This is a genomic window from Streptomyces sp. NPDC059917, assembly GCF_042730635.1.
Taxonomy (GTDB): Bacteria; Actinomycetota; Actinomycetes; order Streptomycetales; family Streptomycetaceae; genus Streptomyces.
Window position 1 is genome coordinate 1 of record NZ_JBHWLC010000137.1, and the last position, 11,639, is coordinate 11,639.

General features: G+C 71.7%; 9 protein-coding genes and 2 tRNA genes. 3 read left to right on the forward strand and 8 right to left on the reverse strand.

Annotated features, from left to right (window positions below):
- Positions 1-32 precede the first annotated feature (32 nt).
- The 4 genes from ACFWAR_RS38035 to ACFWAR_RS38050 all read right to left on the reverse strand — a co-directional run bounded on the left by ACFWAR_RS38035 (position 33) and on the right by ACFWAR_RS38050 (position 5,324).
- Positions 33-106, reverse strand: a tRNA-Met gene (locus tag ACFWAR_RS38035).
- Between the two features lie 75 nt (positions 107-181).
- Positions 182-2,050, reverse strand: a complete 1,869-nt coding sequence (locus ACFWAR_RS38040; RefSeq protein WP_385787897.1) for a sel1 repeat family protein — start codon at positions 2,048-2,050, stop codon at positions 182-184.
- Positions 2,051-2,307: 257 nt separating this feature from the next.
- Positions 2,308-2,381: transfer RNA gene (locus ACFWAR_RS38045), tRNA-Met, on the reverse strand.
- Between the two features lie 60 nt (positions 2,382-2,441).
- Positions 2,442-5,324, reverse strand: coding sequence for a UPF0182 family protein (locus ACFWAR_RS38050; RefSeq protein ID WP_385787914.1), 2,883 nt, complete (start codon positions 5,322-5,324; stop codon positions 2,442-2,444).
- 149 nt (positions 5,325-5,473) lie between these two features.
- Between ACFWAR_RS38050 and ACFWAR_RS38055 the strand changes: the two genes are divergently transcribed.
- Positions 5,474-6,043 (forward strand): PPA1309 family protein, encoded by a 570-nt coding sequence (locus ACFWAR_RS38055; RefSeq protein WP_385787899.1) that lies wholly within the window; start codon positions 5,474-5,476, stop codon positions 6,041-6,043.
- 30 nt (positions 6,044-6,073) lie between these two features.
- On the opposite strand, the gene ACFWAR_RS38060 is transcribed toward ACFWAR_RS38055, so the two are convergent.
- From ACFWAR_RS38060 to ACFWAR_RS38075, 4 genes are all read right to left on the reverse strand, one after another.
- The gene (locus ACFWAR_RS38060; RefSeq protein WP_385787902.1) at positions 6,074-7,162 is read right to left on the reverse strand and encodes a PDZ domain-containing protein; all 1,089 of its coding nucleotides are present in this window, start codon (positions 7,160-7,162) and stop codon (positions 6,074-6,076) included.
- Between the two features lie 132 nt (positions 7,163-7,294).
- Positions 7,295-7,486 carry a hypothetical protein gene (locus ACFWAR_RS38065; RefSeq protein WP_354382369.1) on the reverse strand — a complete coding sequence of 64 codons (192 nt, stop codon included), beginning with the start codon at positions 7,484-7,486 and terminating at the stop codon, positions 7,295-7,297.
- Positions 7,487-7,613: 127 nt separating this feature from the next.
- The gene (locus ACFWAR_RS38070) at positions 7,614-8,075 is read right to left on the reverse strand and encodes a molybdenum cofactor biosynthesis protein MoaE (RefSeq protein ID WP_354382368.1); all 462 of its coding nucleotides are present in this window, start codon (positions 8,073-8,075) and stop codon (positions 7,614-7,616) included.
- A gap of 233 nt (positions 8,076-8,308) precedes the next feature.
- Entirely contained in the window at positions 8,309-9,463 is a 1,155-nt protein-coding gene (locus ACFWAR_RS38075) for an SDR family oxidoreductase (RefSeq protein ID WP_385787906.1), read from the reverse strand.
- 192 nt (positions 9,464-9,655) lie between these two features.
- Here ACFWAR_RS38075 and ACFWAR_RS38080 point away from each other — a divergent pair, with 192 nt between their 5' ends.
- Positions 9,656-11,071 (forward strand): zinc-dependent metalloprotease, encoded by a 1,416-nt coding sequence (locus tag ACFWAR_RS38080; protein WP_385787909.1) that lies wholly within the window; start codon positions 9,656-9,658, stop codon positions 11,069-11,071.
- Positions 11,068-11,601, forward strand: a complete 534-nt coding sequence (locus ACFWAR_RS38085; RefSeq protein ID WP_385787912.1) for an NUDIX hydrolase — start codon at positions 11,068-11,070, stop codon at positions 11,599-11,601. Before ACFWAR_RS38080 ends, ACFWAR_RS38085 begins: the two co-directional genes overlap by 4 nt.
- The last annotated feature ends 38 nt before the right edge of the window (positions 11,602-11,639 follow it).

An 11,639-nucleotide genomic window follows, 5' to 3' on the forward strand; every position in this document is an offset into this window, starting at 1 on the left:
GATCCAGGGGATCCGGGCCTTCGGTCATTCAGTAGCGGGGACAGGATTTGAACCTGCGACCTCTGGGTTATGAGCCCAGCGAGCTACCGAGCTGCTCCACCCCGCGTCGGTAAACCTGACTCTACGCGAAGGTCGCCTGCGGGAGCAAATCCATTGAACGGCGGCCCCGCGGGGCCGCCGTTCAGGCCGACAGTTCCTCGGCCAGCGCCTCGCGCAGCCGCGCGGCCCGCTCCGAGACCTCCGCCGGACCCAGCTCCATGGCCCGCGCGCACCACTTCTGCCCCTCGGCCAGGTCCCCGTGCCGTGCGGCGAAGAGTCCCAGCCGCAGCGCGGCGCGGCCGTGCCCCGCCACCGCGGCCCGGGTCCACCACAGGGCGGCCTCGGGCTCGCTGCCCTCGCGGGCCAGCAGCACCCCGAGGTTGAAGGCGCCGTTGCGGGAACCGGCTTCCGCCGCCTCCCGGTACCAGCGGGCCGCCGCGGCCATGTCGCCGCGCCCGGCGGCCATCATGCCCACCCGGACCTGGGCCCGGCGGTGGCCCTCCTCGGCGGCCCGCTCGTACCACTCCTCGCTCTCGGACTTGGGCGCGCCGCCGATGGGCTCGCCCAGCGCCACCGGCTCCGGCGGCGGGGCCAGCGACTCCAGCAGCGCGGCCAGCCGGAACGCGGCCTCCGCGCTGCCGCCGCCCGCCGCGCAGCGCAGGTGCCGCTCGGCCGCCCGCTCCTCGCCGTCGCGGACCAGCGCGATGCCGACCTGGAGGGCCGCGTCCGTGTGCCCGGCCGAGGCCGCCCGCTCGTACCACTTGAGCGCCGTACGGTCCTCGTCGCGGCTGGCGAAGAGGATGCCCAGGTTGAAGGCGGCGTCCACGCTGCCCGCCTCCGCCGCCTTGGAGAACCACGGCTCGGCCCCGGCCGCGTCGCCGCCCTGGAGCAGCAGGATGGCGAGCGCGTTGGCCGCCTCGCGGTGCCCTGCGTAGGCGGCGCGGCGGTACCACTGCTCGGCCTGCGCGGTCCGGTCCTGCGCCGCGCACAGCAGGGCGAGGTTGTACGCCCCGTTCTGGTCGCCCGCGTCCATGGCGCTGCGGTACCAGCGCTCGGCGGTCTGCGTCTCCCCGCGCGCGGCGTGCAGCGCGCCCAGCGCGTTGGCCGCGTTGCCGTCACCGTCCTGGGCGGCCCGCAGCCACCAGGTGACGGCGTTGTCCTCGTCCCCGGCGTCGCGCAGCAGGAAGCCCAGGGCGCAGGCGGCCCGCGCCTCGCCCTGCTTGGCGGAGCTGAGGTACCAGCGACCGGCCTCCTTGAGCTCCCCGCGCGCCTCCAGCAGCGCGCCCAGGTGCAGCGCGGCGCGGCGGTGGCCGCGCGCGGCGGACTGGCGGTACCACTGCTCGGCCTCGGCGGGCTCGCGGCGGCGCAGGTGCCGGGCGAGCCGGTAGGCGGCCTCGCGGTGGCCCTGTTCGGCCGCGGCGCGCAGCCAGCGCTCGGCCCCCTTGTCCCCGCGGTGCTCCAGCAGGTCCGCGAGGCCGTAGGCGCCGAGGGCGTGGCCGGATTCCGCCGCCTGGCGCAGCCAGTACTCGGCGGCGGGCTCGTCGCCCCGCTCGCGGTAGTGCCGGCCCAGCGCGTGCGCGGCGGGTGCGGAACCGGCCACGGCGGCGACCCGCCACCAGCCGGCCGCGTCCTCGGGGTAGCCGCGCTGGTGCAGCAGGACGCCCAGGTTGTTGGCGGCGGCGCGGTCGCCCGCCGCGGTGGCTCCGCACAGGTACGGCTCGGCCCCGGCCAGGTCGCCGCGGCGCAGCAACAGCGCCCCGAGCACGCTCATGGCGCCGGGGTCGCCCTTGTCGGCGGCTCCGCGGTGGCGGGCCTCCAACTCGGCGTCGCTCGCCGCGTCGGCCTCGGCTCCGTCGAAGACCTCGTCGGTGCGGTACGTGTTCCGCTGGTGGGCGCCGGTCCGTACGGGCTCCGCGCTCACGGCCGCGGCCGGTTCACCGGCTCCCGTGCCCGTTTCGGCCTCCGCCCTCACAAACCGCCCTGTCCCCAGCAGAGTTGACCTGTCCCCCATAAATCCCATCGTCGCATCACCTGCTACCCGCGTACACCTGGTATGTCGCAGCCAGTGAGGTCACTAGTGAGGTCACTACAGCGCTTTGTCGACTTGCCCCCAGTGGGACAAGTCAAACACGCTCCCGCCCCAACTCACCCACCTCAGCTACCGCGTGGCGTGTCCCGCATGTGCCGTGGGCACGGGTCACCGCCGCGCGGCCCTGGATCGGGCACGACGAAGGCCCGGATCCCATGGATCCGGGCCTTCATCTTCAGTAGCGGGGACAGGATTTGAACCTGCGACCTCTGGGTTATGAGCCCAGCGAGCTACCGAGCTGCTCCACCCCGCGTCGGTAAACCCACAGTAGCACGACGCGGAACGGAACCCCTCATCCTTGATCGCCGGGTGGCTAGCCCCCCGGCTTCGGCTGGGTCGTCAGCTTGTTCTCGGCCTCGACCGCACGCTTCAACGCCGCCGACAGGTCGGCCTGCGCCTTGCCGTACGCCGCCCAGTCGCCGGCCTTCATCGCCTTGTCGGCGTCGTCGAAGGCCTTGGAGGCGTCCGCGAGGGCCGCCTTGACCGTCGGGTCCTGGTTGGCGGGCGGCTTGGTGGTGCCGTCGCCCGGCGGCGGCTGGTTCGGCGTCGTCGGCGGCGTCGCCGTGTCCGCGCCGAAGACCACGCCGAGCGCCTTGTCCAGGGTGTCCTCGAAGGCCGTCTGGTTGCCGTAGGTCACGAGGACCTTGCGCAGCAGCGGGTACTTGAGCCCGGCACTGCGCACGTACACCGGCTCGACGTAGAGCATGCCGCCGTCCAGCGGGACCGCGAGCAGGTTCCCGTACTCGACCTCGGAGTCGCCACCGCGCAGCAGGCGGATGGACTCGGCGATCTTGGGTTCGGAGTTGAACTTGCTCTGGACCTGCTTGGGACCGTCGACCGGCTTGCTGGTCGGCATCTTCAGGATGCGGATCTTGCCGTAGTCCGGGGTGCCCGGATCGGCGTTGACCGCCATGAAGGCGCTCAGGTTGTCCCGCTCGTTCGGCGTGAAGGTCGTCGTGAGCGAGAAGACCTGGTCCTTCTCGGTCTGGCCCGGCATCTTCATCGACAGGTAGTACGGCGGGACCGCCGTGCCCTTGGTCGTGGGGTCGTCCGGGACGGCCCAGGCCTCACTGCCGCTGAGGAAGGTCTGCGGGTCGGTGACGTGGTAGCGGGTCAGCAGCTCACGCTGGACCTTGAAGAGGTCCTGCGGGTAGCGCAGGTGCGCCATCAGGTCCTTGGAGATCTCGCTCTTCTCCTTGACCGTGCCCGGGAAGGCCTTCATCCAGGTCTTGAGGACCGGGTCCTCGGTGTCCCACTGGAACAGGTTGACCTTGCCGTCGTACGCGTCGACGGTGGCCTTCACGGAGTTCCGGATGTAGTTGACCTGGTTCTCCTGGGCCACCACCGCGCGCTGGCTGTTGGTCAGCGAGTCCGCGGTGCTGTCGCCCAGCGTGGTGCGCGAGGCGTAGGGGTAGCCGTTGGTCGTCGTGTAGGCGTCGACGATCCAGACGACCCGGCCCTTGACGACCGCCGGGTAGGGCGCGCCGTCGATGGTCAGCCAGGGGGCGACCGCCTCGACGCGCTCCTTGGGCGTGCGGTTGTAGAGGATCCGCGAGCCCTTGCCGATGGCGCCGGAGTACATGATCTGCGGCTCGCTGAAGGCGAGCGCGTAGGCGGCCCGGTTGATCGGGTTGTCGAGGTTGACCCCGCTGTCGCCGGTGTAGCTGGTCTCCTTCTCGCCCTTGTCGTCCGAGTAGTCGAGTTCCTTCTGCGGTCCGCCGACGATCGAGTACTGCTTCGTCTGCTCGCCGTAGTAGATGCGCTGCTCGAAGTCCGTGCCGAACATGCCCTTGGAGGGGAGGTCGGACTGGGTGAAGTCGGGGGCGCCGTCCTTGACGGTGGTGCCCTTGGCCGCGACCACGCCGTAGCCGTGCGTGTACTTGAAGTGGTCGTTGATCCAGTTGTTCTTCGGAATGCCGCCGATGTTCAGCTCGCGCAGACCGATGACCGTGTCCTGGCCGTTGTACCGGTCGACGGCGAGCGTCGACGGGAAGGCGTAGTAGCCCTTGACCTGCTGGAGCTGCTGGAAGGCCGGGGAGACGATGTTGGGGTCGAGGAGGCGGACGCTGGCCGTGGTGTCGGCGGCCTGCCGCAGCTTCGCCTTGTCCGTGCCCTCGGCGGGCACGCCCGCGTAGTCCTTCACGTCGGAACCGGCGATCCCGTAGGCGTCGCGCGTCGCCTTGATGTTCTTCTCGACGTACGGCGACTCCTTGGCCTGCTCGTTCGGCTGGACCTGGAACTTCTGCACGATCGCCGGGTAGAGCCCGCCGATCAGGATGGCCGAGAGCACCATCAGGCCGAAGCCGATCACGGGCAGCTGCCAGGTGCGGCGCCACAGCGTCGCGAAGAACAGCGCGGCGCAGATCGCGGCGATGCAGAAGAGGATGGTCTTGGCCGGCAGGTAGGCGTTGGCGTCGACGTAGCGCAGGCCGGTCCAGTTGTCGGCGGCCTTGAAGTCACTGGACTTCACGGCGAGGCCGTACCGGTCGAGCCAGTAGGCCACGGCCTTGAGCGAGACGAAGATGCCGAGCAGCACCGACAGGTGTCCGGTGGCCGCGGCGGTCGCGCGGGCGCCCGGGCTGGTGACGCGCAGGCCGCCGTACAGGTAGTGCACGATGGCCGCGGCGATCAGCGACAGCACGGCGGCGGCGAAGCCGAAGCCGAGCAGGAAGCGGTACCAGGGCAGGTCGAAGGTGTAGAACGACACGTCCATGTGGAACTGGGGGTCCTTCTGCCCGAAGGGCACCCCGTTCACGTACATGAGCCAGGTCTTCCACTGTCCGGCCGCCGAGGCGCCCGCGATCAGCCCGACGAGCACCGCGATGCCCAGGAGCAGCCACTTCTTGAACGGCGCGACGCTCATCCGGTAGCGGTCGAGGCTCTGCTGCTCCATCGACATCGCGCTGAGCGGCGGCCGGAGCCGGTGCGCCAGCCAGATGTTGAAGCCGACGGCACCGGCCATGATCAGACCGAAGACGGCGAAGAGGCCGACCTTCGTCCAGAGCGTGGTGGTGAAGACGGTGGAGTAGTGCACGGAGCGGAACCAGAGCCAGTCGGTCCAGAAGCCCGCGAACATGATGAAGGCCATGGCCAGGACGGCCAGGACGCCCAGGGTCATCAGGAGAGTCCGGGCGCGCCGGGAGGGGCGGCCGACTCTCATCCGTGGCCCGGAGGGGCCTCCGCCGCGGTCCGGCATCTGGAAAGCCAAGGTGCGCACCTCGAAAGTCGCTGTGTGTCGTGTGTAACTGGAAAATTTTCAAGAGCAGGGCCCCCGATGGTAGAGCCCACTCATGCAACTTACTGAGGCTTTAGTCAGTTCCCGGTATCGCGTCGAAAGGAGGCAGGATGTTGTCCATGTCCAACCTTTCCCCCTCCCCCGGCACTCCGATGGCGGCCAGCCCGCTGACCCGCGCCGTGCTAGAGATCGACGAATACGCCGCCGGCCTGGGCTGGGACCGGCCCGCCCGGCTCTTCGCCCTCGTCGACACGGCCCGGCTGCGCAAGCAGGAGCCCCGCCTCGCCCGGCAGCTCGGCCTCGACCAGGACGACGCCGGCAAGATCCAGCTGACCCCGATCGAGCAGGACGAACTCCCGAAGGGCATGGCCCTGGACAAGTTCCTGGGCACGGTCGCCTGGCCCGCGTCGGTCGTCGGCTGCGCGCTGACGGTGGAGCGGCTGATGCTGCCGCCGTCCGCGGAGGCCGCCGTGCCGTCCGACCTGAACGACAAGCAGCTCGCCAAGTGGGTCGCCGGGCACCCGGAGCGCCAGGAGGTGCGCCTGACCGTGGGCGTCCTGCGCGACGGGTCGCGCGAGTCGGCCGTACGGCTGCGCGAGAAGGACGCGGCGAGCGAGGTGCTCACCGGGGCCACCCTGGTGCCGGGTCTGGCCGAGGCGCTGGCCGCGACCTTCTCCTGACGCCTGCGGGCGACCGGCGGGGGGACGGGGTCAGGACGCGCCGCACTGCGGCAGTCCGGCCCTATCCCCCTTGCTGATCTTCTCCAGTGCCTTCACGGCGTCGCCGATGGTCGAGACCTTCACGAGGGTGAGGCCGTCGGGCACGTCCTTGGCGGCCGCCGCGCAGTTCTCGGCGGGGGTCAGGAAGTACTGTGCGCCGGCCTGGCGGGCGCCGATGGTCTTCATCTCGATGCCGCCGATCGGGCCGACCGTACCGGCGTCGTCGATGGTGCCGGTACCGGCGACGAACTTCCCGCCGGTCATGTCCTGGGGCGTCAGCTTGTCGACGATGCCGAGGGAGAACATCAGACCGGCGCTGGGGCCGCCGACGTCGGCCAGGTTGATGTCGATGCGGAACGGGAAGGTGTGGTCGGTCCCGGCCCGGATGCCGACGACCGCGTGCGCGTCCTCCGGCGCCTTCCCGGTGGTGATCTCCACCTTCTTGGTGCCCGCGGGGTCGCGCCCGGCCTTCTTCGCCGCGGCCGCCTCCTCCGCGCCGATGACGGTGAACTCGACCTTCTCGCCGGCCTTGTGCTTGGTGACCAGCTTGGCGACGTCCGCCGGTTCGTTCACCGGGGTGCCGTCCACGGCGACGATCACGTCACCGGCGTGCAGCAGGCCCTCGGCGGGGCTGCCCTTGACCACGGTGGCGACGTTCACGCGGGAGGTGAAGGGGATGCCCAGCTGCTTGAGGGCGGCCACCTTGGCGCTCTCCTGCGACTGGCTGAACTCCTCCGCGTTCTCCTGCGTGGACTGCTTGTCCGTCTTGCCGTGCGGATACAGGTTCTCGTGCGGCACCACGATGTTGTCGTGGGCCGCCCAGCCGTAGACCGCTTCCAGCAGGTTCATGTCGTAGTCCGCGCCGGTCACCCGGACCGTGGTCATGTTGAGGTGGCCACTGGTCGGGTAGGTCTTGCGGCCCGAGATGTTCAGGACCGGCTCGCCGCGCGAGTCACCGAGGGTGTTCACGGTCGGGCCGGGGCTCATCTCGGAGTACGGAACCTTGATGAACACTCCGGCGCAGAGCAGCGCGAACAGCATGAGGGTGGACGCGAGCATCGTCGCAGTGCGGCGTGGCATGGATCGACAGTACGTGACGGCCCTGTGGGGCGGCCCGTGGGGCCGGTCCGTACGGGGTGGTGCACGGGATGCGCCCGGGGGTTCCCGGTGGGGAGGTGGGTCGGACGCCCGGCGGGCCATTCACGGGACGCGTCAGACGGCGTCGGAACCGGAATGTGCCTTGGCCTTGTCGGCTTGGCCCGTACCCATGACCTCGCGGAATCGTGCGTAGCCGGCGAGTTCGGATATGTCGCCGGAAGTGCGGTCGCGGGCCGCCCAGCTTCCCCATATCGCTGCGCCGATGGCGGCGAAAAGCGGAATCAGCAACCACGCCAAAGAACCCATGTGCGTGCTCCCTACCCCGAGAACGAACCGTTTGTTGGTCCAACGCTCGTGCCCGGGGCGGGGTTACGCAAATCGAGGGCGTGTTGCGCGTCCGTTCGGGTGCGGACGCGGGGGTGCGGGGCGTGCCTCAGCAGGCGCCGACCCATTCCTCGGTGCCGTCCGAGAAGGTCTGGTGCTTCCAGATCGGCACCTCGTGCTTGAGGTCGTCGATCAGCATCCGGCAGGCCTCGAAGGCCTCGCCCCGGTGCGGGCACGAGACGGCGACCACCACGGCCAGGTCGCCGACGCCGAGGTCACCGACGCGGTGGACGGCGGCCAGGGCGCGGACCGGGTACTTGGCCGCGACGCGCTCGGCGACGCGGCGCATCTCGGCCTCGGCGGTCGGGTGGCAGGAGTAGCCGAGGGCGTCGACGTCCGCCCCGCCGTCGTGGTCGCGCACGGTGCCGACGAAGAGCGCGGTGCCTCCCGTCGCGTCGTCGCCGACGGCCCGGAAGACCTCGTCGAGCGAGAGCGGGGTGTCGCGGATCGCGAGCAGTCGGATCGGGTCCGGGGCGGCCTGCTCGCCGGGGTGGTCGAAGTGCGGAGCCATGCACTCATCGTGCACCACGCCTCTCACATCGCGGAATACCCGATTCGACCGGTCGCGCACCCCCCGCGTATGGAGCCTCCTACAGAACCCGGCTCGCAACGCCTCAAACGCCGGCGAGGCTGGATCGGGCCGTTTCAGCCCGCCCGGCGGTTGAGGGCCCGCCGGAGGCGACGCCGGATCGGGCGGCCCCGGCGCAAAACCAGCCCGCCCGGCGGTTGAGGGCTCCGGTGGGGTCAGAGGCCTCGGCGGCGGCGGGCCGCGCGGACCACGGCGGCCGCGCCCAGCAGGGCCACCGTCGCCCCGGCCGCACCGGCGGCCGTGGCGTCCTTGCGCCCGAGCCGCCGCCCGGCGACCGTGTGCCGGCCGGCCACCTCCTGGAGCAGCTCGGCCAGCACCTCCTCGTTGGTCCAGCGCGGGCGCCACCCCGCCGCGTGCAGCCGGCTGACGCTGACCACCCACGGGTGCATCGTGTACGCGAGGTCACCGGCCGGCGACGGCGTGAGCCCGATCCGGTGCAGCCGGGCCGCGGCCCCGAGCGCGACGGCGGACGGCAGCTCCATCCGGCGGATCCCGCTCAGCTCCTCGACCTCCTCCTGCTCCAGCCAGCCCTCGCAGCCGACGGCCAGCTCGCCCTCGACCTTCTCCAGCGCCGCGTACTCCAGGGCGCTGACCAGGTCCTCCACGTGGCAGAACTGCCAGGTCGGCCGGGACCCGGCGACCACCAGCAGGCGCGGCGACTCGAAGTAGCGGGTCAGGGCCGTGTCCGTACCCCCGACCAGGACGGCCGGTCGCACCACCGTGACGTTGAGTCCCGGGTGCGCGCGCGGCGCCCGCCGCCCGAGGCGTTCGATCTCCAGCAGGTCGCCGACGCCGGTGGCCTCGGCGGTGGCCCGCAGCTCGGAGTCCTCGGTGAGCGGGATGTCGTTGTCCGGCAGGGCGCCGTAGACCATCGCGGAGGTGCAGAGCACGACCCGGTGCACCCCGGCCGCCGCGGCGGCCGTGAGCACGGTCTGGGTCCCGCGCACGTTGTACGCGGTACGGGCCGCCGGGTCGGTCTCCAGGTCGAGGTCGAGCGCGAGGTGGACGACCACGTCGGCGCCGCGCAGCTTCTCGGCGATCGCGGGGTCCCGTACGTCCAGGACGTGCCACTGCGCGCTCGCGCAGTCACCGCGCCGCTCGTCGATCGCGATGACCTGCTTGACCTCGTCGCAGGCCGCGAGCCGGGCGACCAGGGCGGCGCCGACCCCCGCCGCGGCGCCGGTCACGGCGACGACGGGGCCCCGTACCGACGGGTTTCGCGACTGGCGAACGCCCTCGGGGCGCTCGTCGTGGTCAGGGTGGTTCTCGTCGCCGTGCGGCTCTCGAACCTGCGGATCTGGGGAACTCACCGGGCGTCTCCAGCGGTTGTCTTCAGTAGGTGAGCGTCCTGACGCGTACCTACCAGGTGATGTCCATCCTGCCGCAGCCCAGGAGTCGGCGGAGCACCGAGCCCGGATGCGGCTGTGGTGTCTACGCTGGGTGGTGTTGTCGGACCATTGCCCGTCGGCTCCCGCCGACGGCCCTACGAGCCGAGGAAACCCGTGAGCGACACCCCATTCGGATTCGGCCTTCCGCCGGAGGAGCCGGACAACGGCGACGAGGGCAAGAAGAAGGGCGATCAGGGCGGTCAGGGCGGCCCGGCGAATCCGTTCGGGTTCCCCGGGGCCGGACTGCCGGGCGCCGGTGGCCCCGGTGGCGCGGACAATCCGTTCGCCGCGATGTTCGGTTCCATGAACCCGAACGACCTGGGCGCCGCCTTCCAGCAGCTGGGCCAGATGCTCAGCTACGAGGGCGGTCCCGTGAACTGGGACATGGCCAAGGACATCGCCCGCCAGACCGTCGCGCAGGGCACCGCGGACGGCGTCAAGGACGAGAGCGTCGGCCCGGCCGAGAAGTCGGCCGTCGAGGAGGCCGTGCGGCTGGCGGACCTGTGGCTGGACTCCGTCACCTCCTTGCCGTCGGGCGCCGGTACGGCCGTGGCCTGGAGCCGCGCCGAATGGGTCGAGGCGACCCTGCCGGTGTGGAAGGAACTGGTCGACCCGGTCGCCGAGCGGGTGGGCGCGGCCATGGGCGACGTCCTGCCCGAGGAGATGCAGGCCATGGCGGGCCCGCTGCTCGGCATGATGCGCTCCATGGGCGGCGCGATGTTCGGCCAGCAGATCGGCCAGGCGGTGGGCACGCTCGCCGGCGAGGTCGTCGGCTCCACCGACATCGGGCTGCCGCTGGGCCCGGCGGGCAGGGCTGCCCTGCTGCCGCTGAACGTGGCGGCGTTCGGCAAGGACCTGGGCGTCCCCTCGGACGAGGTGCGGCTCTACCTGGCCCTGCGCGAGGCCGCCCACCAGCGGCTCTTCGCCCACGTGCCGTGGCTGCGCTCGCACCTCTTCGGCGCCGTCGAGGGGTACGCGCGCGGCATCAAGGTCGACACCTCGAAGCTGGAGGACGTGGTCGGCCAGCTCGACCCGTCGAATCCGGAGCAGCTGCAGGAGGCGCTCCAGGGCGGCATGTTCCAGCCCCAGGACACCCCCGAGCAGAAGGCGGCCCTGGCCCGTCTGGAGACCGCGCTCGCGCTGGTCGAGGGCTGGGTGGACGCGGTGGTGCACGAGGCCGCCAAGCCCCGTCTGACCTCGGCCGACGCGCTGCGCGAGACGCTGCGCAGGCGCCGTGCCTCGGGCGGTCCGGCCGAGCAGACCTTCGCGACCCTGATCGGTCTGGAGCTGCGTCCGCGCCGGCTGCGGGACGCCTCGCGACTGTGGGCCTCGCTCACCGACGCGCGCGGCGTGGACGGCCGCGACGGCCTGTGGGAGCACCCGGACATGCTGCCGACCGCCTCCGACCTGGACGACCCGGACGGGTTCGTGCACCGCGAGCAGGGCACGCAGCTGGACTTCTCCGAGATCGACAAGATGCTCGGCGAGGCCGCCGAGAAGCGCGAACAGGACGGCGACGACACCAAGTGAGCCTGTACGACGACGCGGTCCGCGTCCTGAAGGAGTACGACGGCCAGGGCGAGCAGGCGGCGCTGCGCGAGGTGTACCTGGAGCACCTGGCCGCCCACCCGGACGGGATGTGGAAGCCGTGCGAGGCCGGGCACGTCACCGCCAGCGCGCTGGTGGTCGACCCGGTGCGCGGGCGCGTGCTGCTGACGCTGCACAAGAAGCTCGGCATGTGGTTGCAGATGGGCGGGCACTGCGAGAGCGAGGACCGCACGCTCGAGGACGCCGCGCTGCGCGAGGCCCGCGAGGAGTCCGGGATCGAGACCGGGCTGACGCTGCTGCCCGGGGGTCCGGTGCGGCTGGACCGGCACCCCATTCCGGCGCCCTGCAACTGGCACCTGGACGTGCAGTACGCCGCGCTGGCCCCGGCCGGCGCGGAGGCGGCGATCAGCGACGAGTCCCTGGACCTGCGCTGGTTCGCCTACGACGAGGTGGCCGCCGTCGCGGACGCCTCGGTGGTCAGGCTGCTGGAAGCGACCCGGGCGCGGCTCTGACGCCGACGGCGCGGGGGCGGGCCCGGATCCTCGGGATC